This is a genomic window from Corynebacterium hiratae (assembly GCF_009708045.1).
Lineage (GTDB): Bacteria > Actinomycetota > Actinomycetes > Mycobacteriales > Mycobacteriaceae > Corynebacterium > Corynebacterium hiratae.
This window is the reverse complement of record NZ_VIOG01000017.1, coordinates 22,926-46,374: the sequence shown is the minus strand read 5'-3', so window position 1 is coordinate 46,374 and position 23,449 is coordinate 22,926. Positions and strand designations below refer to the sequence as shown.

Sequence of the window (23,449 nt, the reverse complement as noted above, 5' to 3'; positions counted from 1 at the left end):
CGCCGTTAGTACTCGACCACGCGCACTGTGTCCGCAGCGAGTGCTAGTGTATGTGCATGGCAAAGGTCACTTTTGAGAACGTCGGCATCACCTATCCCCGCGCCGAGAACCCCACGGTCAAAGACCTCAATCTCGAGATCGCGGATGGCGAGTTTCTAGTCCTCGTCGGCCCGTCCGGCTGCGGTAAGTCCACTACCCTGCGCGCCCTCGCAGGACTTGAACCGGTCTCCAGCGGCCGCATCCTCATCGATGGCAAAGACGTCACGGGGCTCGAGCCGGCGAGCGCGATATCGCCATGGTCTTCCAGAACTACGCCCTCTACCCGCACCTCACCGTGGCCCAGAACATGGGCTTCGCCCTCAAGCTGGCCAAGATGCCCAAGGCTGAAATCAAAGCCAAGGTAGAGGAAGCCGCGAAGACTCTAGGGTTAACGGAGTACCTGGAGCGTAAGCCGAAGGATCTATCCGGTGGCCAGCGCCAGCGCGTCGCCATGGGCCGCGCCATCGTGCGCGAGCCCAAGGCATTCCTCATGGATGAGCCGCTATCTAACCTGGATGCCAAGCTGCGCGTGCAAACCCGTGCGGAGCTGGCCAGCCTCCAGCAGCGCCTCGGCACCACCACCGTCTACGTCACCCACGACCAAGTGGAGGCCATGACCATGGGAGACCGCGTCGCCGTGCTCAAGGACGGTGTCCTGCAGCAGGTTGCACCGCCGCGCGAGCTGTACGACTCCCCCTCTAACGAATTCGTCGCCGGCTTCATTGGCTCCCCCGCGATGAACATCTTCGACTACAACGGCGGCCGCGTAGGCGTTCGCCCAGAGAAGATGTTCATCAACAAGGGACCGGTGGGCTTCCAAGGCACGGTGGAGTTCGTGGAGGAGCTGGGCTCCGAGTCCTTCGTCTACGTCATGGTGGGTGAGCAGCGCTTCGTTGCCCGCGCGAGCGATAACGTTCCACAGCGCGGGGACAACGTCGTCCTCACCTTCAACCCCCGGGAGGCGCACCGCTTTGATCCGGAAACCGGACAGCGCATCGAGGTTTAAGAAGAATCAGGGGTAGTTTTACCCCCATTTTGAGTGAATTAAACGTCAAAAGCACGTGCACTGTGGGGGTGATCCCCTATTTTGAAGTCACCAGAAGTTTTCCGAAAGGTGAATACTCCATGAAGAAGCCGTTTCTCCCTAGCTCGCTGCGCTCTGTCCGCCGCGGCGTAGTCGTTACCACCGCTGCCCTTGCTCTGACCTTGGCGGGTTGCTCGTCGAGCGACGAGGGATCGTCATCAAGCGCTGGCTCCGATGCCTCCTCGACCGATGGTGACGGCCGCGGCCCCATCACCTTTGCCATGGGCAAGAACGATACCGACAAGATCACGCCCATCATCGAGGCATGGAACGCCGAGCACCCAGATGAGAAGGTCGAGCTCAAGGAGCTCGCCGGCGAGGCCGACGCACAGCGCGAGACCCTCGTGCAGTCCCTGCAGGCGGGCAACTCTGACTACGATGTCATGGCGCTGGACGTGGTCTGGACCGCGGACTTCGCCGCTAACCAGTGGCTGGCACCGTTGACCGGTGACCTCGAGGTGGATACCTCCGGACTGCTGGAGCCCACCGTAGAATCCGCCACCTACAACGACACCCTCTACGCGCTGCCACAGAACACCAACGGCCAGCTGCTCTTCCGCAACACCGAGTTGGCGGACAAGGCTCCGGAGAAGTTCGACGACATCGCTTCTGCCTGCGAGGCCATCAAGGATGATGCTTCCTGCCTGACCACTCAGCTCAAGCAGTACGAGGGCCTCACCGTCAACACCGCCGGCTTCATCGAGGGCTGGGGCGGCTCCATCCTGGACGACCAGGGCAACGTCGCCGTTGACTCGGACGAGGCGAAGGAAGGCCTGCAGGCGCTTGTCGACGCCTACGAGGACGGCACCATCTCCAAGGACTCCACCGCCACAACGGAGGAAGAGACCAACCTCGCTTTCACTGAGGGCAAGACCGCTTTTGCCATCAACTGGCCGTACATGTACACCAACGCCGAAGAGGCTGGCGTGAAGTTTGAGGTCCAGCCGCTGGTGGGCAAGGACGGCGTCGGTGTCTCCACCCTCGGCGGCTACAACAACGGCATCAACATCAACTCCGAGCACAAGGCTACGGCCCTGGACTTCATGAAGTTCATCATCAACGAGGAGAACCAGAAGTCCTTCGCCGAGGCTTCCTTCCCGCCTGTGCTGGCTTCCATCTACGACGATGACTCCCTCGTCGAAGAGTTCCCGTACCTGCCGGCTCTGAAGGAATCCCTGGAGAACGCCGCACCGCGTCCGGTCTCCCCGTTCTACACCGCCATCTCCAAGGCGGTTCAGGATAACGCCTACGCGGCGCTCACCGCAGGCAAGTCCGTCGATGACGCCACGAAGGATATGAAGGCAGCCATCGAAGCCGCTTCGCAGGGTTAATTTCCCAGCGTGCATGGGGGCGCGAGTAAGTCCACGTGACTTGCCCGCGCCTCCTTCTGCGATCCGGGCTCTTTTCGCCCAGAGGAAGTCCGGGCTACCCGCTATGATTTCCCCAACCCCCGTTAACCCCCTTCTCCCCCTATGAATTAGAAAGGCAGGCACCGCATGGCTGGAGCACCGCCTACCGTGCAGCCCCGCAGACAGTACCTGCGTGTGGCCGCGCTCATCGCACCGGCGCTGATAGCGCTGGCTGTGGTCATCGGCTACCCCATTGTGCGCGCTGTGATGTTGTCCTTCCAGGGCAACAAACGGCTTAACCCCACCACGGGAGTGTTCGAGGAAGGCTCCTTCGCCGGCCTTGAGAACTACCTGTACTGGATTACCAATCGCTGCATGTCAGCCACTGGCCAGGCCACCGCGTGCCCTGATGGTGTCATCGCCACCGATTTCTGGCCGGCTGTGAAGATCACTCTCTTTTTCACCGTGGTCACGGTTGCCCTGGAGACCATCCTGGGCATGTTCATGGCGCTGGTGATGAACGGCGAGTACCGCGGTCGCGGCCTCGTGCGCGCGGCGGTGCTGGTCCCCTGGGCCATTCCCACCGCAGTCACCGCGAAGCTGTGGCAGTTCATGTTCGCGCCGGATGGCATCGTCAACGCGCTCGTCGGCACGCGCATCGCGTGGACCACAGACCCGTTTTATGCCCGCCTCGCGGTGATTATCGCCGATGTGTGGAAGACCGCCCCCTTCATGGCGTTGCTCATTTTGGCTGGTTTGCAGATGATTCCGCGCGATGTCTACGACGCCGCCCGCGTGGACGGCGCTTCGCGCATCCAAACCTTCTTCACCATCACCCTGCCGCTGGTACGCCCGGCACTCATGGTGGCGATCCTCTTCCGCACGCTGGATGCACTGCGCATGTACGACCTGCCGGTCATCATGATCTCGGCCTCCTCCAACTCCCCGACAGCGACCATTTCCCAGCTCGTCGTGGAGGACATGCGCCAGGGCCACTTCAACTCGGCCTCCGCACTGTCCACGCTCATCTTCCTGCTTATCTTCACCGTCGCGTTCATCCTGGTGCGCTTCCTCGGCGCTGATGTCTCCGGTACTGCCCGCCAGAAGAAGGAGAAGAAGTCATGAAAAAGATCGGCCATTACCTAGGCATCCTCTTCATCATGTTCTGGGGGCTAGCGCCCTTCTATTGGATGGTCGTCACCGCCCTGCGGCACAAGTCCCATACCTTCGACACCACCCCGTGGCCCACGCATGTGACCCTCGATAATTTCCGGGATGCATTAGCCACGGACAAGGGCAATGACTTTCTCAACGCCCTGGGGAACTCTTTGCTCATCTCCCTGGCCACGACCGCGGTGGCGGTCCTCATCGGCGTGTTTACCGCCTATGCCTTGGCGCGCTATGACTTCCCAGGTAAGGGCGTTGTCACCGGCATCATTCTGGCCGCCTCGATGTTCCCGGCCATCGCGCTGGTGACCCCGCTGTTCCAGCTTTTCGGCAACCTCGAATGGATCGGTACCTACCGCGCGATGATCATCCCGAATATCTCCTTCGCGCTGCCCCTGACGGTCTACACGCTGCTGAGCTTCTTCCGCCAGCTGCCCTGGGAATTGGAGGAGGCCGCTCGCGTGGACGGTGCCTCCCGCGGTCAGGCCTTCCGCCTGGTGCTCCTGCCCTTGGCTGCGCCGGCGCTATTTACCACGGCTATCATCGCCTTCATCACGACGTGGAACGAGTTCATGCTGGCTAAGCAGCTCTCCACCACCGCTACCGAGCCGGTGACCGTGGCCATCGCGCGCTTCTCCGGCCCCTCAGCCTTCGAGTACCCCTACGCCGCCACCATGGCTGCGGGCGCGCTGGTGACTGTTCCGCTGATCATCATGGTGCTCATCTTCCAGCACCGCATCGTCGCCGGCCTCACCGCCGGAGGTGTTAAGGCCTAATGCGCCGCGCACTGCTGTGGGACACCGCGCTGGGATTCGTTGGCTTCTTCGCCTTCCTGGCGCTGGTGCAGGCAGTTCTCAATCTTTTTCACCCCTCCCCCGCCATCTGGCCGGGGCTCCTCGCGGGCGCGCTGTGCCTGGCGGAGTATCTGCTGTGGCGGGCTAAACGGAAGGATCTCCGATGAGCTGGCACGACAACGCCATTTTCTACCAGGCCCTCGTGGGCTCGTACAAGGACACCACCGGCGAAGGCGTGGGCACGCTGCGCGGGATTATTGAGAAGCTTGACTACCTCAAGTGGCTTGGCGTTGACTGCCTGTGGCTTTCCCCGTTCTATGCTTCCCCGCTGCGCGATGACGGCTATGACATCGCCGATTACTACTCCATCCACCCTGACTACGGCACGATGGAGGACTTCGACGAGCTCGTCGCCGAGCTCCACGCGCGCGGCATGCGCCTCATGACGGATCTCGCGTTCAACCACACCTCTACCGATCACCCGTGGTTCCAAGCCTCGCGCACCGACCCGGAGGGTCCTTACGGCGACTACTACGTGTGGGGCGACGATCCGCTGCGCTACCCGGAGATCCGCATCATCTTCACCGATACGGAGACCTCGAATTGGGCCTGGGACCCAGAGCGCAAGCAGTACTATTTCCACCGCTTCTACTCGCACCAGCCGGACCTGAACTACGACAACCCGAAGGTCCACGAAGAAGTGTTCAAGATTCTTTCCTTCTGGCTGGATAAGGGTGTGGACGGCTTCCGCCTCGATGCCATCGCCTACCTCTACGAACGCGATGGACTGGGCGGCGAGTCTCTGCCGGAGACGGTCGAATTTGTGGAGAAAGTCCGCGCCTTTATCAACGAGAACTACCCCGAGGCCATCATGATCGCGGAGGCCAACCAGCCACCGGCGGAAACCATGGAGTTCTACGGCACGGGCAACCGCTTCCACATGGTCTTCAACTTCCCAGTGATGCCGCGGCTTTACCAGGCGCTGGCGCTGGGTGATGCCACACCGGTCTACGACATCATGGCGGAGCTTCCGGAACTGCCCGAAGGCTGCCAGTGGGGAACCTTCCTGCGCAACCACGACGAGCTGACCCTAGAGATGGTCAACGCGGACCAGCGCGCGATCATGTACGAGCACTACCTGCCCGATGATCAGATGCGCGCCCACGTAGGCATCGCGCGGCGCCTCGCCCCGCTGTTGGGCAATGATTACCGCAAGATTGAGCTTTTTTATTCACTACTCATGACCCTGCCGGGCGCCCCCTTCCTGTACTACGGCGATGAGATTGGGATGAACGATGCCCCCGAGCTGCCTGACCGCGATGCTGTGCGCACGCCCATGCAGTGGGAACCGGGCGAGGGCGCAGGTTTCACTACGTCCGCTCACCCGCGCCGGCCCATCGTCGGCGGCGTAGGGGTTTCGGTAGAGGAGCAGCTTGCCGACGATGACTCGCTCCTCCACCGCCTCCGCGGCCTGATCCAGCAGCGTAAAGCGCATCCGGAGCTCGGTACCGCGCCCTTTGAGGCCGTAGAGACCGGCTATGCGGGCGTGCTGGGATTCCAGCGCGGTGAGTTGTTGTGCCTGCACAACTTCACGGATCAGACCGTCGACTTAGGCCCTGTGGAGCTGGGCCCCTATGGCTACGCTTGGCTGCCTGTAGAGGCCTAAAGGACACTTCGTAACTCACGTCACATTTCCCGCCAGGTTAACTAAAAGTTAACTCGCCGTGAACGAAAGCTAGCTTTTGGAGAATTTTACCTATATAGTTGGTTCAACCCCATGATGCGGACAGCCGCATCATTACGACAAGAAATAGAGAGGTGAGCCAAATGAATACCCTGACCGGATTCCTTTCCGCCATCACTAACGAATTCAAGAGTGCCACCGGAATCAACCTTGACACGGTGCACCCGGCGCCACTGGTGTCGCACATCGCTGAAGATCTGCTCAAGCACGGTCTCATCCCAGCCACCCACACGGACATCGAAGAGTCCTACGCCACGCTTACGGGAACCTTCCCCAAGGAAGAGGATCTCGTAGATGCCGAACTCTTCCTCTACAGCCTCGGCTGGCTGGCAGACACCCCCGAATAAAACCACACAACCTAAGCCTCGCCCCTTTTACAGGGCGAGGCTTTTTCATTGAGTCACCCTTCGACACCCCTCACTACACACCCACTACACTGACCCACATGCACCCGACGCGCCGATTGCGAGGATTCCCTCACCTTTTACACCGCCATTCACCTGCACAAACGTGAACTGTGAGAGAAATCACCCGCGTGCCGCTATACATTCCTATACAAAACTTCTCTACACTGTCGAAACATGACTATTTCCTCACATTTGTCGGAGCTTGACTCCCTGAGCGCCGACACCACCGCAGGCAAGATCGCTGAACTGAAGAGGCGTCGCGAAGCAGCGGCGCAGCCCATGGGCGAACAGGCCCACGAAAAAGTCCGCGCCCAGGGCCGCCTCACCGCCCGGGATCGCTTGGACTACCTCCTCGATGAAGGTTCCTTCGTCGAGACTGACATGCTCGCCGTGCACCGCACCACGGACTTCGGTATGGGCAAGAAGCGCCCGGTCACTGACGGCATCGTCACCGGCTGGGGCACCATCGACGGCCGCGAGGTCTGCATCTTCTCCCAGGACGGAACCGTCTTCGGCGGAGCCCTCGGCGAGGTCTACGGCGAGAAGATGATCAAGATCATGGAGCTGTCCATCACCACCGGCCGTCCACTCATCGGCCTGTACGAAGGCGCCGGCGCCCGCATCCAGGACGGTGCCGTCTCCCTGGACTGGATTGCCAAGACCTTCTACCAAAACGTCAAGGCCTCCGGCGTCGTCCCGCAGATCTCCGTCATCATGGGCGCCTGCGCCGGCGGCAACGCTTACTCCCCTGCGCTGACCGACTTCGTCGTGATGGTGGATGAGAAGTCCAAGATGTTCGTCACCGGGCCCGACGTCATCAAGACCGTCACCGGCGAGGAGATCTCCCAAGAGGAACTCGGCGGCGCCGGAGTCCACATGCACAAGTCGGGCACCTCGCACTACACCGCTTCTAGCGACGAGGAAGCACTGGATTGGGTCCACGACCTGCTGACCTACCTGCCTTCCAATAACCGCCAGCTGACCCCGGCTGAGCCCTACGAGGAGCTGGGCGAAGAGACTGCCAATGACCTCCTACTGGATGAAATCATCCCGGACTCCCCGAACCAGCCCTATGACGTCAAGGAAGTCATCGAAACCCTCACCGATGACGGCGATTACCTGGAGATCCAGGCTGATCGCGCCGATAACGTGGTGACCGCCTTCGGCCGCATCGAGGGCCAGACCGTGGGTTTTGTGGCTAACCAACCGCAGGTTTTCGCCGGCTGCCTCGACATTGATTCCTCCGAGAAGGCCGCCCGCTTCGTGCGCACCTGCGATGCCTTTAACATCCCGATCATCATGCTGGTCGACGTTCCCGGCTTCCTCCCCGGCGCCGATCAGGAACACGATGGCATCCTGCGCCGCGGCGCCAAGCTTCTCTACGCCTACGCTGAAGCCACGGTTCCGAAGATCACCGTCACCCTGCGCAAGGCCTACGGTGGCGCCTACTGCGTGATGGGTTCCAAGGGCCTCGGCGCGGACGTCAACCTGGCGTGGCCCACCGCCCAGATCGCCGTCATGGGCGCGGCCGGCGCCGTCGGCTTCATCTACCGCAAGGAGATCAAGGCAGCCCACGAAAAGGGCCTCGACGTGGCTGAGCTGACCAAGTCCTTCGAGCGCGAGTATGAAGACCACATGCTCAACCCGTATAAGGCAGCGGAGCGCGGGCTTATCGACGCCGTCATTCTCCCCTCCGAAACCCGCAGTGCAATCGCCAAAAACTTGCGCTTCTTCGCCGACAAGAACGTCGCGCGCCCGGCGCGTAAGCACGGCAACATCCCGCTCTAACGCGCACTCGGATCGGCACAGATTAGTACAGAAGACGCACTGTATTACACTAGTGTCCCATGACTGACTTGAAGACGACCGCTGGCAAGATCGAGGACCTCAGCGCCAAGCTCACCGAGTCCCGTGCGCCGCAGGGAGAGGTCCCTGCGGCTCGCAGCGCCATCGAGGCGCTCTTCGATGCCGGATCCTTCGTAGAGACCGACGCGCTTGCTCGCCACCGCTCCACCGAGTTCGGCCGCGAGCACGTTCGTCCCTACACCGACGGTGTCGTCACCGGTTTCGGCACCGTGGACGGCCGCAAGGTCTGCGCTTATGCGCAGGACGCCTCGCTGTTCGACGGCACCATGGGCGAGGTCTACGGCGAAAAGGTCACCAAGCTCTACGACCTCGCCATTAAGACCGGTGTGCCCATCGTCGCGCTCGTCGCCAGCGACAAGCCCCGCGCCCAGGAAGGCATCGTCTCCTCCGCCATGCAGGCCCGCATCCTTGCCCGCGCCACCACCGCCTCTGGCCTCATCCCGCAGATCACGGCGGTCTACGCGGACTCGAAGGAGGCCTCGCTCGTGGCTGCGTTGTCCGATGTCGTCATCGCTCCGGACGGTGACCTGCAGGCGGACGGGGAGCACGAGGTGAGCGTCGCCAAGCGCGTGCTCTCCTACCTGCCCTCGAATAACCGTGCCGCAGCTCCCCGCACCGAGGCCACCATCGTGTCGGGTTCGGTGGAGGAGAACATCACCGACGCCGACCATGTCCTCGATACCCTCGTGGGCGATGACGGCGCCGTCGATCTCGCCGACGTGGTCACCACCACCTGTGAGGATGTCTTTGAGCTCGGCGCCCAGGTGCGCGGTGTCTTCACCGGCTTCGGTCGCGTCGAGGGACGCACGGTGGGCATCATCGCTAACCGCGACACCCTCGATGCCGCAGCCGCCGCTAAGGCCGCGCGTTTCATCCGACTGTGCGATGCCTTCAATACTCCCATCATCGAGTTCGTCGATACTCCGGCACTGGACGTGGAGAAGGCGGCGCTGGCCAAGCTGGTGCACGCCTACTCCGCGGCGAGCGTGGGCAAGATCAGCGTCATCGTCCGCCGCGCGCACGGTACCGGATACATCGCCTTCGGCTCCAAGGAGCTCGGCGCGGATCTGTCCTATGCATGGCCGACGGCCGAGATCGCCGTGGCCGATGCCCCCGCACTGGCCTCCGAGCTGGAGCTGAGCGAGGAGGAGGCCGCCGCCTACCTGACCCCGTACCAGGCCGCTGAGCGCGGTCTCGTCGATTCCGTTATTACCCCGGCAGCACGCGTGGCTCCCTCATTGAGGGCCTGCGTCTGCTGGATCGCAAGATTATTCCGACCCTGCCGAAGAAGCACGGCAATATCGTTTTGTAGAGGTGTCCAATGACCGCTTCCCTGTTTACCGTTCTGCGCGGCAACCCCACCGACGCTGAGGTGGCGGCCCTGTCCACGGTGCTCAGCCAGCTCGACTCTGAGGCGCGCGCCAAGGCCGCCGATACCCGCTCTGAGCGCGACCTGTGGGGACAGCCGGGTGACGTATTCAACCCGTCCGCCTTCCGCAACGTCCGCTACTACTAAGCGCATGCGCCTGGTACTGGCTTCCCAGTCCCCCTCCCGCCTGTCCATCCTGCGGGGTGCGGGCGTGGAACCCGTCATCGCCCCGGCCCACGTGGACGAGCGGGCCATCGAGGAGCGCCTGGCGGGTGCTGATCCCGCCGAGATCGTCTGCGCCTTGGCTGCCGCGAAGGCGGAGGCCATTGCTGCCGACTATCCCGAGGACGTCGTGGTGGGTGGGGATTCTATGCTGCTTCTCGACGGCTCCCTCCAAGGCAAACCCCACACCCCCGAGGCCACCGTGGAGCGCTGGCACGCGCAGGCCGGCCGCGCTGCGGAGCTCATCACCGGTCACTGCGTGCTCTACGGCGAGGAGCGCTTCGTTGAAGCCTCGCGCACGACGGTGCACTTTGCCCAGGCCTCGGACGCCGATATCGAGGCCTACGCCCGCACCGGCGAGCCGCTGGAATGCGCCGGCGCCTTTACCTTGGAAGCCCTCGGCGGCTGGTTCATCGACCGCATTGAGGGCGATCCTTCCTCCGTCATCGGGCTTTCGCTGCCGGTGCTGCGCCGCGCGCTGTATTCCTTTGGGCTCAACGTTTCCGGCTTCTGGGTTTAATCAAACCTATTGACTGGATTTTTAATCACCGATATTATGTGATTCACATTTCACTGCATGCGAGAGAAGGCGGAATTAGATCCTGCAATCTACAGGTTTTAAATCGCTTCAGGAACTCGCACAGAGCTTAAGTAAGGAATTTGGAGTACACCATGTCCTCATTGCTGCATCAGTAATTTCTATTTGACACACCGCTGCTTTCGACGGGTCAATATTTCACCGCCGAGAGAATTGTCTACCTCGAAAATCCGACGCTGGGTTCATGCTGCGCGCATGAGTTTCCAGTCGCGGTTGTCAAAACATAGAGAGAACCGATGCAAGATCACAATACTACTGGTGGAAATTTTTGGACTATTGTACGCAAGAGTCATCCCGATTACTTACGGTGGTTCTTCGCCGACACAACAAGCGCTTTGGGTTCATCCCTCATTGCCATCCCTGTTTCACTTGCGAGCTTCCACCTCACTGGAAGTCTAAGCCAAGCAGGTCTCATCGGAGCAGCAAGCTCAGCTGGCTCCTTGATCATGACCATCCCAGCCGGAATGATCATTGATCGCTTCGATAAGAAGAATCTGCTTCTCCTTTACGGCCTGAGTCAGATTGCTATCTGGTCTTCCTTTTCCCTCCTCCTCTGCCTGGGTAAATTCACCTTCATCTCCTTATTCTTCTTCAGCTTATTTGCTGGGATGATTACAGGCACCTTCGGAGGGCTAACCAATGCCATTCTGAGATTCATCATCCCAGAGAATCTACTTGTCCAAGCACAAGGCCGTAACCAAACTCGAGACAACATTATCTGGATGGTGGGATTACCCTTGGGAGGCCTCCTTTACGGACTGGCGCCGGTTATTCCTTTTATAACGCAAGCCCTGTCAGGGCTTGGTCCCGTATATGCTTCAAGGAGCATCAATGCAAACCTAGGTGAAACAATCAGTGACCAGAAGTATTCATTTACAGAGTTCTGGTCCGATAGCAAATATTCTTTGGCTTGGATTTGGAAATATCCGGTGCTCCGGGCAATTTTCAGCATCGATTTATGCTCGAATTTTGCCAATTTTTTCCTCATCGCGTCCATAGATCTATGGTTGGCCTATCTTAAAGTTGATGGCTGGATAATCGGCTTAACTTCAACCATGTTTACCCTAGGCATGATTGTTGGAGGATTTTTTCAGGACCACCTCATCAAGCGATTACCTGGAAGAAACATAATCCGAGCAACCATGCTCTGGGAATTAATGTGGTACATATTTCTTCTCGTGTTTTCCCATTATTGGCTGCTGATCGCAATCGCAGCATTTTTCATCGTCATTCCCTCGATCGCATGTAACTCGTACTCTGGTGGACTACTTGCGTTATCTGCACCCCCTGAAAAGATAGGTAAGTGCTCGGCGGGAGCACGCCTGATGATGGGATTACTACCAATTATCGCCTCCGCCAGCGCAGGCGTTCTTCTTTCTGCAATTGGTTTTCAGGCAAGCATGGCACTATGTGTTATGTGCTCGGTTATCTCTTGCTTGATAGTGGCGGGTTCAGTCTTACGCGCACTACCTAAAGCAGCCGAGTTCAATTCCCTCCCAGTTCTCGAGTAACCCTTATGACGTATACGAACGCTTCAAAGCCTTCGCGGCGCCAGTCGGACCTCAGCCTTAGCCTCGACTAGTCGTATCCAAGCTCGCCCCCTCTGGTGGCCTCACTGCCACATGGCTAGAGTGGGGCGGCATGGAAATGAAAGACATGCTCGCTCCCCCACCCATCAATCTGCCCGCCGATCCGGGTGCTGACAGCACCGCTGATCTCACCGCGGGAATTGTCGCCCACCCAGATTCCCCGCTGCTCTGGGCGCTGCTGGCGGAGCAAGAACTAGACAAGAACAAGGGCGCTGAGCCCACCGCATTCATCACCGCCTACGCCTATGCGCGCACCGGCTACCACCGCAGCCTCGACCGCCTGCGCGGCAATGGGTGGAAGGGCTGGGGCCCAGTCCCCTTCTCCCATGAGCCCAACCAAGGCGTACTGCGCGCGATTGCCGCACTGGGCCATGCTGCGAAGGCCATCGGTGAGGACGCAGAATATGACCGCATCCGCCAGATGCTCTCCGATGCCGACCCCGAGTGCGTCGCTACGCTACTGGATTAAGCACATGGTTCTAGTCACCTGGTTCTACTCAAAAGGTTTAGTTGGGGGCAAGTAAACCATCTAGGAGGCCACAGATGGTTTGTTTGGGGGCACATGAACCATCTGACCTGAACCATATGACTGAAACCAACTGTGGTGGCTACCGGAATTCTCAGACAGGCAGCCCCTCCTCCATGTAAAAATCCCGCGGACCTCACATTTGAGGCCGCGGGATTAGCGTGTCTGCGAAAAGCGCAGCTCGTGAGACTACCTATTCCTTATCGCTATCGCTATCCGCCTGAGAGACAAGGTCTCCGGTGTTCTGCGCGGTGCGGATGTTCGCCACGAAGAACTCCAAGATCAAGCGGAACTGAATGACGTAGAAAAGGAACGCGATTCCGCCACCGATGACAGCGCCAAGGAACGTCAAGAATCCGATGAGAAAGCTGTCAGCGAAAGCAAAGAAGGAGAAGAGGATCATTCCCGCCCATGCTGCCCCTGCCACGATGACGAGCAGCAGGTAGATGAAGGAGGAGAACTTCAGGGTGACGAAGTCATTGAAGGAGAAGTCAAACAACGCCTTGAAGAAGCCAGCGCCCTTGGAGGGGCTGCCGCCCTGTGAATTCTGCTGTGGGTAGTCCTGCTGCGGGGAGGCGGCAAAGGGCGAGTTGTTCTGCTGACCAAAGCCCTGCTGATCCTGCGTGCCGAAAGCCTGCTGTTCTTGGGCGCCGAAACCTTGCTGGCCTTGTGCCCCAAATCCTTGGTTCTGTTGGGGGTAGCCACCAAAGCCGGAGGTTGAGTGGGAAGCCGTGGTTCCAAAGCCCTCTCCCGACTGCTGACCAAAGCCATGGTCTTGGTGCGACTCCGACGGGGTGCCGTAGCCATAGCCCTGGTTAGAAAATCCCTGGCTGCCATAACCCTGGTTGTCGTAGCCCTGATTACCGTAGTTCTGGCCGCCATAGCTTTGGTTCGAGTTCACGGAGTCCGCAGCGTGATCAGCGCCAGCATTGTGAGCGCCAGCATTGTGATCGGTGCCAGCGTTGTGCTCGGCGCTGGAGTTCTGCGCCGCACCCGCGTCGCTGTCGGCATTGTACGAGCCGTAGGAAGCGCCAAAGGTACCGTGAGAGGCTTGGGAATCCTGCCCGCCGAAGGTTTCGGAAGCAGGGACAGAGGAGCTGGAAGTGTGCTCGGTGCCCGACTCCGTGCTGTTCTTCGTTGAATCATAGGCCGAGTCCGCGGCGGAATCGGAGGACGCATTAAAGCCCGAACCGGACGCGTCAAAGCCGCGATTCTCAGCATCCGGCTGCGCACCCTGGGGAGCGGAATAACCGAATCCAGACGAGTCGGCGGAGCCCTCGGAGTAGTCGCCGTATCCTGCCTGGCCACCCCAGCCGAAACCGGAGTTCGATGCCTGGCTACCCCACGCGGACGCAGCGTCATCGTTGCCTGACTGGGAGTTATCGTAACCGCCGAAGCTGCCGTAACCGTTGTTCCCGGCGTTCTCACCGTTGGAACCGTTGACGTGGTTATCGCTGTTATCGCCGTTCTCACCAAACTGGTTGGGGTTCGTCATTTTTCGTTAGACCTTTCGGAGAATCATCGAAATTCGCAGCGCGCTACAGCACTACACTGGCGTAATTTTTACCCCTCCGAACGTACCTGAGATCTCGCTCACCGGCAGCGCGGCTTGGGGAACACGCCCCAGAAAACGACAGTTCCCCCGCCGCAGGCGGGGGAACAATCACAAGCTTGTGCTCAAAGGCTAATGCACAGCAATACGCTTAGGCGTGCTTGGCCTCCACGCGCTTGATGGCTTCAGCGGCCACCTTCTCCTGAATGCCCATGTCCAGCTCAGAGGTGAAGCCCACGCAGGAGCAGTTGATCTCACCGAGGACGTAGGTGTCTTCGCCGTTTTCGCCGTCAGCCAGCATGAAGTCCGCGGTCCAGATCAGCGGGATGTTGTCACCGCCCAGCTTCTCTGCGATGACCGGGCGGACCTCCGCGAACATGTCGACCAGCTCCTGCCACTCCTCCGGCTTCTGGTAGGTGTACTTGGCACCGGAAAACAGGGTGGCGGAGAAGGCGTCGCCGCCCTCAGCCGGCTTCTTGTGCACCACGAAGACCGGGTCCGGGCCCACGAGAAGAATACGGATCTCGCCCTCAACAATGCGCGGCATGAACCGCATGTCCACGAGCATGCCGTTGTCACCCACGATGTACTGGTCGCAGAAGTCCATGAACTCGCCGAGCTCACGCTCCTCAGTGTGGTTGTCCACAGCCTCGGTGCACTTGATCTTGGTGTCGAGCGGCAGTGCGGTGCCCGGCTCGACGGACTCGGCCAGTTTCTCGTCGGCAAGGCGCACGCGCCAGATGCCGGAGCCGGTGGAGCCACGGTTCTGCTTGAGCACGCGCTCGCCGTAGGACAGCGAGGTCGGGAAGGTCTTGTGGAAGGACTCGACGTCGTAGTAAGCGGCGGTGTCAGCCGGAACCAGGTCCGTGTCATTGAGCTTGACCAGGGCGTCCTTGGCACCATAGGCCATCATCTCGTACGGGGTGGACATGCCGACCAGTCCGGCCTCGGACAGCTTGGTGAGCAGATCGAAGTAGCCCTTCTCACCGCCCGGGATGTTGCCCGGATTCACACGGGAGATGTAGGCATCGAAGTTCTCCGATACATACTCGAAGAGCTTCTCGGACCACTCAGGGCGGTAGAACACGACCTCGGCGTGCCAACCTGCATCCTTGATGCAGTCGACGATCGGCATGGTGTCCTTACGGTGTCCGTTGATCTGCTTATCGGATCCGCCCTCAACCTCGAAGACAACGATTGCTTTGTGCACAGTGATTCCCTTCCACTAGGGGGTTAGTGAGTGTCACTTCTTAAAATAACCCAGGTTGGCCCCTCGCGCTCACCTAGAAAAGCACCCCCGAAAAGGTACAAAAAGCAAGCGTACCGCACTTTTTGGCCGCTGACCTGCACACTTGTTATAACCAGTGAACGTGCAGCAGCGCTAACTGCAGAAGAAATGTATCCAACACCACAAATACGCCTCCCCCGTGACCACATGTCCGCCCAGCACGCTAGAGTTGAACCGAACGTTCCCCCTCAACGAGAAAGGCAGGTGGACCGTGGCCGAATTCGACCCGAATCCCCCTTTCCAGGAATACGCGCACCCTGAGCGCCTCGTGTCCGCACCGTGGCTGTCCGCGCGACTGGGCATCAACGGCCTCCACGTCATCGAGGTTGATGAGGACTCACTCCTCTACGACATCGGCCACATCCCCACCGCGATCCGCATCAACGTCCAAACTGAGCTGCTCGACAGCACAGCGAGGGACATTATCAGCGCAGAGGATTTCACCGCACTCCTCCGCTCCAAGGGTATTGAGCGCGACGACACCGTCGTCCTCTACGGCGACAAATCCAACTGGTGGGCTGCTTTCGCGCTGTGGGTCTTCGAGCTCTACGGCCACGAGGACGTGCGGCTTCTCGACGGTGGACGGGACGCCTGGATGTCCGAAGAACGCGACACCTCCTTCATGGTCCCCGAGCCTTCTGCTTCCTCCTACCCGGAGGTTTCCCGCGAGGAATCCTCGCGCATTTTCGTCGACGAGCTGCGTGACTCCTCCGCCACGGTGGTTGACACCCGCAGCCCAGAGGAGTTCTGTGGCGAGGCCGCCCACAAGGCTGGAGCCGGCGAGTCCGCCTACGGCACCACAATGACCCACGGCCACATTCCCGGCGCCATCAACCTCGAGTGGGACCGCGCAATTTACCCGAACGGCTGCTTCCGCGCGCTGAGCGAGTTGAAGGTCAACTACGGTGAGCTCGAGCCAGCAACGGAGACCGTCCTTTACTCCCACGTCGGAGCCCAGGCTGCGCACACCTGGTTCGTCCTCAAGTACCTGCTCGGATTCGAGGCACCCCGTGTCTACGACGGCTCGTGGGCAGAATGGGGCAACATGGTTCGCATGCCCGTTGAGCGCTAGCAACACGCCGAAATAAGCCCGCATCCGCGCTGGTGCGGGTTTATTTTTTGACACGAAACCAAGATGTGAAGGTATCCTCATGTTTTGGTGTGCAAGAATAGTACGCAGTCCTATCACAAATCATGGAGGAGGGTTCCTGCCGTGGCAGTTGAAACCAAGAACATCACCAAGGTCCTCGTGGCCAACCGCGGTGAGATTGCGGTCCGCGTTATCCGCGCGGCTCGCGACGCCAACATTGCATCCGTAGCGGTCTACGCCGAGCCCGATGCCGATGCCCCATTCGTCACGCTTGCCGACGAAGCCTTTGCACTCGGCGGCCAGACTTCCGCCGAGTCATACCTCGACTTCAGCAAGATTCTCGACGCCGCCTCCAAATCCGGCGCCGACGCCATCCACCCCGGCTACGGCTTCCTCTCCGAGAACGCCGAATTTGCTCAGGCCGTCATCGACGCCGGCCTGATCTGGATCGGCCCATCCCCGGAATCCATCGCGGAGCTGGGTGACAAGGTCACCGCCCGCCACATCGCCGAGCGCGCTGATGCTCCTATGGCACCGGGCACCAAGGATCCCGTCGCCAGTGCAGAAGAAGTCGAAGCCTTCGCCGATGAGCACGGCCTCCCCGTTGCCATCAAGGCCGCCTTCGGCGGCGGTGGCCGCGGCATGAAGGTCGCGCACACCCGCGAGGAGATCAAGGACCTCTTCGAATCCGCCACCCGCGAGGCCGTTACCGCTTTCGGCCGCGGAGAGTGCTTCGTCGAGCGCTACCTGGATAAGGCCCGCCACGTCGAGGCCCAGGTCCTCGCCGACCAGCACGGCAACGTCGTCGTCATGGGCACCCGTGACTGCTCCCTGCAGCGCCGCTTCCAGAAGCTCGTCGAGGAGGCCCCTGCCCCCTTCCTTACCGATGAGCAGCGCGCCTCCATCCACGAGTCGGCCAAGCGCATCTGCCGCGAGGCCGGCTACTACGGTGCCGGCACCGTGGAATACCTCGTCGGTTCTGACGGACTCATCTCCTTCCTCGAGGTCAACACCCGCCTCCAGGTGGAGCACCCCGTTACCGAGGAGACCACCGGCTTCGACCTGGTGCGTGAGCAGTTCCGCATTGCTGAGGGGCGTGAGCTCTCCATCTCCGAGGATCCCGCCCCGCGCGGCCACGCCATCGAGTTCCGCATCAACGGCGAGGACGCCGCCGCGGGCTTCATGCCGGCTCCTGGAACCGTCGTCACCTACTCCGAGCCTTCCGGTCCGGGTGTGCGCATGGATTCCGGTGTGCGCCAAGGTTCCGTTATCGGCGGCCAGTTCGACTCTATGCTGGCCAAGCTCATCGTCTGGGGTCCGGATCGTGCCACCGCCATCGCGCGCGCACGCCGCGCCCTGGCCGAATACCGCATCGAGGGCCTGCCCACCGTTATCCCCTTCCACCAGGCCATCCTCACCGATCCCGCCTTCACCGCCGAGGACGGCAACTTCACGGTCTACACCAAGTGGATCGAGGAAGAGTGGGTTAACGAGCTCCCCGCATACGTCGACCCCGCCGAAGCAGCCGAGGACGAAGAGCAGGAGGCGGCCCAGAAGTTCGTCGTCGAGGTGGGCGGCCGCCGCATCGAGGTGGCCTTGCCAGGCAACCTGCTCTTGGGCGGTGGTAGCAAGCGCAAGAAGTCGAAGAAGCGTCGTGGCAAGGGGGCGTCGGCAAGCGTGTCCGGTGACACCGTGACCGCACCGATGCAGGGCAGCGTCATCAAGGTCGCCGTCGAGGAAGGCCAGGAAGTGGAAGAGGGCGAGGTCGTCGTCGTCCTCGAGGCCATGAAGATGGAGAACCCCGTCAAGGCCCACAAGTCCGGCACCGTGACCGACCTCAAGGTATCCACCGGCACGCAGATCAACAAGGGCGAGCCGATTCTGGAGATCAAGTAGTTCGCTAACGCTTCCCTGCCGACAGAGAGCAGTACAAAACTGCTAGAAACCTTGCCTCGATTAGCACAGTTAATTACTCTATGACGTGATACCCCGGTGGAGCTCTGCTCTGGGTCACTGACCTGCTGAGTACTACTTACCGGGGTGCTGACTTGTCGCTCCGGGGGGATGCAGCAGTGGCGCATCAGGATAGCGCCACCCACGCCCCCTCGAGCCACTCTGTGAGTAGCTAAATTCAGAGATCAAGTAGCCTCGAAAGGCATGAGCGTTAACGATTCCGAGTTCGGCGTACGGTTGGCCAAGGAGCACGACCGTACCTACCTCTCCCGTCTCCTTTTCCTCGCCGATGTCCTCGGTGACGAGGACGCCCATATCGGGGATTTCCACACACCTGACGTGGGAATGTACGTCGATGAATGGTCCCCGCACGTCGACGGCGGCGTCATCGCAGTCTCCAGCCACCGCGTTCCCGTCGGTGGTGCGTGGCTGCGCTATTACACCACTGAAGCGAAGGGCGCTGCCTACACCGGCAACCCCGAGGCAGATCCTTTTGATGAGTCCCAGTGGGCCACCGACCTAGATCCGGAGGAAATCCCCGAGCTCTTCATTGCTGTGGAGTCCCGCTACAGGGGCCTCGGCGCTGGACGACGCCTCCTGCGCAACACCTGCGACCTGGCCGAAGCCCAAGAGGCTCCTGCGGTATCGCTGTGGATTGAGCCGGAGAACAGCGGTGCCCGCAAGCTATATGAATCCGAGGGCTTCGTCGACATCGACGTCCCGGGCCGCCCGGATGCCCACGTGATGCTCAAGCGCTTCTAGTACCGCAAGCCGACAAAGGGTGTCGACTATACTCGACACTTCCTCGGTTTCTTCTAAAAGTGTCGACTATACTCGACACCTTCGTCGGCGCGCCGACGGCAGCGCCAAGAGCGAGGTTGCTCACCCGCCTATAACCTAGGTCGGGTCACAACGACCGTTTCCGTAGAACGCTGCACGTATCTTCGCGAAACGCGACTAGCTTCTTCGCTCCCCTAACAACGCGCAACGTCTGCATGCCTCCATCGAGATGCTGGAGGCATCTGACAAAAGGCGCCTGGCAAAAGGCATCAGTCAAAAGGCGTTTTCACGGCTAAAAACGCCTTTTACTCAGGGCAGATGGCGTTTTTAGACCCAAAGATGCCTTCTACCAGATGCCTTTTGCGAGACACCCTCCTGACTTAGGCCAATGCAGTGCGGAAAAATCCCACCCCACCGCCGAAAACCACCGGTGAGCAGCGCCAAGAATGACGCTGCTCACCCATCCATGACCTAAGTCAACTTTTAGTTGATAACGGCGATGAGGTCGCCGCCCTCAACCTTGGTGGCGGCGCCGATGGCGACGCGCTCGATGGTGCCATCCTTGGTGGCGGAGATGGAGGCTTCCATCTTCATGGCCTCGATGACGGCGATCTGGTCGCCGGCCTTGACCTCGTCACCCGGCTTGGCCGTCGGGTTCACCACGCCGGCAAACGGCGCGGCCACGTGGCCATCGTTGGATGGGTCGGCCTTCTCCACGGTGGCAACGGTGGACTCCACGTTGTTGTCGCGCACCTTGAGCGGGCGGATCTGGCCGTTGACGTTGAGCACCACGTTACGGATGCCCTTCTCGTCCGGCTCACCCATCGCGTCAAGACGCAAGGTGATGGGCTTAAGATCCGCGCGGTCGTTGGACCCCTCTGGGAAGTGGTGAACAATGTAGTCCTTGCCCTCTTCCAGACCGTAGAAGAAGACGGTATCCGTCAGCGCCTCGGTATTGCCGTAGGTGCGGCGGAACTCGTTGAACTCCTCGAACTGCTTCGGGAAGAGCAAGCGGTTGAGGGAGGCACGGCGCTCGGTGGAATCATCCGAACTCAGGTGCTTCTTCTCCTCTTCGGGGACGGGCTTGACGGCGACGTCGCCAGGCGCGCGGCCTTCCAGGACCTTGTCGCGCAGCGGCGGCCAGCCACCCGGAGGCGTACCAAGCTCACCGCGCAGGAAGGCAATGACGGAATCCGGGATGTCGTACTTGGTGGGGTTGGCCTCGAAGTCAGCCGGGTCCACGCCAGCGCCCACGAGGTGCAGAGCAAGGTCACCGACCACCTTGGAGGACGGGGTCACCTTGGTCGGACGGCCGAGCATCTCATTCACTGCCGCGTAGGTGTCCTCGATGATTTCGAAGCGGTCCTCCAAGCCCAGCGCAGTAGCCTGCGCGCGCAGGTTGGACAGCTGACCACCGGGAATCTCGTGGCGGTAGACGCGGCCGGTCGGACCAGGAATGCCCTTCTCGAACGGCTGGTAGAGCTGGCGCACTGCCTCCCAGTAGGGCTCCAGGTCAGAGACTGCCTTGAGGGAGATACCAGTATCACGCGAGGAGTTGGAGAACGCCGCGATGATGGCGGACAGCGAAGGCTGAGAAGTAGTTCCCGCCAGCGGTGCGGAGGCGCCGTCGACGATGTCCGCGCCGGAGAGCGCTGCCGCGTAGTAGGTGGCCAGCTGGCCGCCTGCGGTATCGTGCGTGTGCACGTGAACCGGCAGGTCGAACTCCTTGCGCAGCGCCATGACCAGCTTGGATGCGGACTCCGGACGCAGCAGGCCCGCCATGTCCTTAATGGCCAGGACGTGGGCGCCGGTGTTGACAATCTCTTCGGCCAGCTTGAGGTAGTAATCCAGCGTGTAGAGCTTCTCATCCGGGGAGCACATGTCGCCGGAGTAGGCCATGGCAACCTCGGCCACGGTGGTGTTGGTCTCCAGGACGGCGTCGATAGCCGGGCGCATCTGGGTGACGTCGTTCAGCGCATCAAAGATGCGGAAGACATCCACGCCGGACTTGGCAGCCTCCTGCACGAAGCCGGTGCACACATCGTTGGAGTACGGCGAATAACCCACGGTATTGCGGCCGCGCAGCAGCATCTGGATGTTCTGGTTTGGCATAGCCTCGCGCAGCAGGTCCAGGCGGACCCACGGGTCCTCCTTGAGGAAGCGCATGGCCACGTCGTAGGTGGCACCGCCCCATGCCTCCACGGAGTAGAGCTCTGGGGTCATGCGGGCTACGGCTTCAGCCGCGGTGACCAGAGCGGTACCACGCACGCGGGTGGCCAGCAGGGACTGGTGGGCATCGCGGAAAGTGGTATCGGTGACCGCCAGAGCGTCCTGCTTGCGGATCTTTTCTGCCCACTTCTTCGGGCCCAGCTCCAGCAAGTCGTCACGGGAACCGCGCGGCAGCTCGGAGTTAAAGTCCAGATCCGGCAGCTTATCGAAGGGGCGCAGGGTGGTCGGGCGCTCGCCATTCGGCTTGTTGACGGTCACGTCAGCGATGTAGTCGATGATGCGGCCAGATTCGTCCACGGCCGGCGGGGCCTTGAGCAGATCCGGGTGCTCCGGAATGAAGCTGGTGTCCACGCGGGTGTTGACGAAGTCCGGCTCGCGCAGCAGAGCGCGCAAGAAACCGATGTTGGTGGCCACGCCGGCCACGGTGAACTCGTTGAGCGCGCGCTGCGCACGGGCCACGGCTTGTTCAAAGTTGACACCGCGGCAGGTCATCTTCACCAGCAGGGAGTCGAAGTTCGGCGAGATCTCCGCACCGACGGCCGTTGCACCGTCAAGACGCACGCCCGCGCCGCCCGGCGAGCGGTACTGGGTCAGCGTGCCGGTATCCGGGCGGAAGCCGTTGGAGGGGTCCTCAGTGGTGATACGGCACTGCAGCGCCGCGCCGGTGATGTGGATATCCTCCTGCTTGAGGCCCAGCTCCTCCAGGGAGAGGCCCGCGGCAATCTGCATCTGGGACTTCACGATGTCCACGCCCGTGACCTCCTCGGTCACGGTGTGCTCGACCTGCACGCGCGGGTTCATCTCAATGAAGACGTGGTTGCCCTTCTCATCGACGAGGAACTCGACGGTACCGGCGCCTTCGTAGTTGATGTGCTCGCAGAACTTCACGGCGTCGGCGCAGATGCGGTCACGCAGCTCCGGGTCCAGCGTCGGCGCCGGGGCGATCTCGACGACCTTCTGGTGGCGGCGCTGCACGGAGCAATCGCGCTCGTACAGGTGCATGACGTTGCCCTGGGAGTCAGCCAGAATCTGCACCTCGATGTGCTGCGGGCGAATGACCGCGGTCTCAAGGTAGACGTGGCCGTCACCGAAGGCGGCCTCTGCCTCGCGCGATGCCTCCGCGCACTTGGTCTTCAGCTCCGCCTCGTTCTCGATGAAGCGCATGCCGCGGCCACCGCCGCCGGCCACAGCCTTCACGAAGACGGGGAACTCAAAGTCCTTGGCGTATTCCGCCAGTTCGTCGACGTCCGTCGAGGGCTTCGAGTCCTTCAGAGTCGGCAGCCCTGCTTCCTCGGCTGCGGCCACTGCGGCGGCCTTGTCACCGGTCAGGTCCAAGGTCTCCGCGGTGGGGCCGATGAATTTAATGCCGTTGTCACGGCACGCGCGGGCCAGGTCGGCACGCTCCGAAAGGAAGCCATAACCCGGGTAAATGGCGTCCGCACCGGACTTCTTGGCGGCGCGAATAACCTCGTCGATATCGAGATAAGCCTTAACCGGCTGCCCCTCAGTACCAATGCGCACGGCCTCGTCCGCGAAGGCGCGGTGGAAGGAGTTGCGGTCTTCCTTGGGGTAAATTGCAACGGTCTTGGAACCGACCTCAAAGGCGGCGCGGAAGGCACGCACGGCAATCTCACCGCGGTTGGCCACCAAGATCTTAGAGAAGGACTTGTGGGCGGTATCAGACACTAGGAGTGATCCTTTCAGATAGGAACAATACGAAGACAAGGATAGTGTCCGAGGCGACAACGCGGGTGAGAATCGACATATAGGTCAACAGAAATCCACACGCTGCACATAAGTCGG

17 protein-coding genes and 2 pseudogenes are annotated in these 23,449 nt (G+C 61.0%); 16 read left to right on the top strand and 3 right to left on the bottom strand.

Annotated features, from left to right (window positions below; translation table 11 throughout):
- Positions 1–56: 56 nt before the first annotated feature.
- The 13 genes and pseudogenes from FME68_RS12215 to FME68_RS12155 all read left to right on the top strand — a co-directional run bounded on the left by FME68_RS12215 (position 57) and on the right by FME68_RS12155 (position 12,697).
- A pseudogene (locus FME68_RS12215) lies at positions 57–1,045 on the top strand (ABC transporter ATP-binding protein).
- Positions 1,046–1,164: 119 nt separating this feature from the next.
- Complete coding sequence (locus FME68_RS12210; RefSeq protein ID WP_071410192.1) at positions 1,165–2,454, top strand: ABC transporter substrate-binding protein; 1,290 nt, start codon at positions 1,165–1,167, stop codon at positions 2,452–2,454.
- Between the two features lie 165 nt (positions 2,455–2,619).
- On the top strand, positions 2,620–3,597 hold the full coding sequence (locus FME68_RS12205) for a carbohydrate ABC transporter permease (protein WP_070509492.1): 978 nt from the start codon (positions 2,620–2,622) through the stop codon (positions 3,595–3,597).
- On the top strand, positions 3,594–4,415 hold the full coding sequence (locus FME68_RS12200) for a carbohydrate ABC transporter permease (protein WP_049156365.1): 822 nt from the start codon (positions 3,594–3,596) through the stop codon (positions 4,413–4,415). The genes FME68_RS12205 and FME68_RS12200 overlap by 4 nt, the downstream gene beginning before the upstream one ends.
- The gene (locus tag FME68_RS12195; RefSeq protein WP_049156366.1) at positions 4,415–4,600 is read left to right on the top strand and encodes a hypothetical protein; all 186 of its coding nucleotides are present in this window, start codon (positions 4,415–4,417) and stop codon (positions 4,598–4,600) included. The genes FME68_RS12200 and FME68_RS12195 overlap by 1 nt, the downstream gene beginning before the upstream one ends.
- A complete protein-coding gene (gene treS, locus FME68_RS12190; protein WP_158397713.1) occupies positions 4,597–6,099 on the top strand; it encodes a maltose alpha-D-glucosyltransferase in 1,503 nt (500 codons plus the stop codon). Before FME68_RS12195 ends, treS begins: the two co-directional genes overlap by 4 nt.
- A 161-nt stretch (positions 6,100–6,260) precedes the next feature.
- Positions 6,261–6,524, top strand: a complete 264-nt coding sequence (locus FME68_RS12185; protein ID WP_046647021.1) for a hypothetical protein — start codon at positions 6,261–6,263, stop codon at positions 6,522–6,524.
- A 234-nt stretch (positions 6,525–6,758) separates the two neighbouring features.
- Positions 6,759–8,372 carry an acyl-CoA carboxylase subunit beta gene (locus tag FME68_RS12180; RefSeq protein WP_046647022.1) on the top strand — a complete coding sequence of 538 codons (1,614 nt, stop codon included), beginning with the start codon at positions 6,759–6,761 and terminating at the stop codon, positions 8,370–8,372.
- 59 nt (positions 8,373–8,431) lie between these two features.
- Positions 8,432–9,762: pseudogene (locus tag FME68_RS12175) on the top strand (carboxyl transferase domain-containing protein).
- Between the two features lie 9 nt (positions 9,763–9,771).
- A complete protein-coding gene (locus FME68_RS12170; RefSeq protein ID WP_046647024.1) occupies positions 9,772–9,966 on the top strand; it encodes an acyl-CoA carboxylase subunit epsilon in 195 nt (64 codons plus the stop codon).
- Between the two features lie 4 nt (positions 9,967–9,970).
- The gene (locus FME68_RS12165) at positions 9,971–10,561 is read left to right on the top strand and encodes a Maf family protein (RefSeq protein WP_158397712.1); all 591 of its coding nucleotides are present in this window, start codon (positions 9,971–9,973) and stop codon (positions 10,559–10,561) included.
- A gap of 314 nt (positions 10,562–10,875) precedes the next feature.
- Positions 10,876–12,150, top strand: coding sequence for an MFS transporter (locus FME68_RS12160; protein WP_070702110.1), 1,275 nt, complete (start codon positions 10,876–10,878; stop codon positions 12,148–12,150).
- Between the two features lie 130 nt (positions 12,151–12,280).
- The gene (locus tag FME68_RS12155) at positions 12,281–12,697 is read left to right on the top strand and encodes a DUF3151 domain-containing protein (RefSeq protein WP_070511468.1); all 417 of its coding nucleotides are present in this window, start codon (positions 12,281–12,283) and stop codon (positions 12,695–12,697) included.
- A 250-nt stretch (positions 12,698–12,947) separates the two neighbouring features.
- On the opposite strand, the gene FME68_RS12150 is transcribed toward FME68_RS12155, so the two are convergent.
- Both FME68_RS12150 and FME68_RS12145 read right to left on the bottom strand, forming a co-directional pair.
- Positions 12,948–14,249, bottom strand: a complete 1,302-nt coding sequence (locus FME68_RS12150; protein ID WP_158397711.1) for a DUF4282 domain-containing protein — start codon at positions 14,247–14,249, stop codon at positions 12,948–12,950.
- A gap of 208 nt (positions 14,250–14,457) precedes the next feature.
- On the bottom strand, positions 14,458–15,516 hold the full coding sequence (locus FME68_RS12145; RefSeq protein WP_049154356.1) for a Cj0069 family protein: 1,059 nt from the start codon (positions 15,514–15,516) through the stop codon (positions 14,458–14,460).
- A gap of 289 nt (positions 15,517–15,805) precedes the next feature.
- Here FME68_RS12145 and FME68_RS12140 point away from each other — a divergent pair, with 289 nt between their 5' ends.
- The 3 genes from FME68_RS12140 to FME68_RS12130 all read left to right on the top strand — a co-directional run bounded on the left by FME68_RS12140 (position 15,806) and on the right by FME68_RS12130 (position 19,399).
- Positions 15,806–16,666 carry a sulfurtransferase gene (locus tag FME68_RS12140; protein WP_046648352.1) on the top strand — a complete coding sequence of 287 codons (861 nt, stop codon included), beginning with the start codon at positions 15,806–15,808 and terminating at the stop codon, positions 16,664–16,666.
- 141 nt (positions 16,667–16,807) lie between these two features.
- Complete coding sequence (locus tag FME68_RS12135) at positions 16,808–18,580, top strand: ATP-binding protein (protein WP_328287849.1); 1,773 nt, start codon at positions 16,808–16,810, stop codon at positions 18,578–18,580.
- A 261-nt stretch (positions 18,581–18,841) separates the two neighbouring features.
- Positions 18,842–19,399 carry a GNAT family N-acetyltransferase gene (locus FME68_RS12130; RefSeq protein ID WP_158397708.1) on the top strand — a complete coding sequence of 186 codons (558 nt, stop codon included), beginning with the start codon at positions 18,842–18,844 and terminating at the stop codon, positions 19,397–19,399.
- 501 nt (positions 19,400–19,900) lie between these two features.
- Here FME68_RS12130 and FME68_RS12125 read toward each other — a convergent pair.
- Positions 19,901–23,332, bottom strand: a complete 3,432-nt coding sequence (locus FME68_RS12125) for a pyruvate carboxylase (protein ID WP_328287848.1) — start codon at positions 23,330–23,332, stop codon at positions 19,901–19,903.
- Positions 23,333–23,449 lie beyond the last annotated feature (117 nt).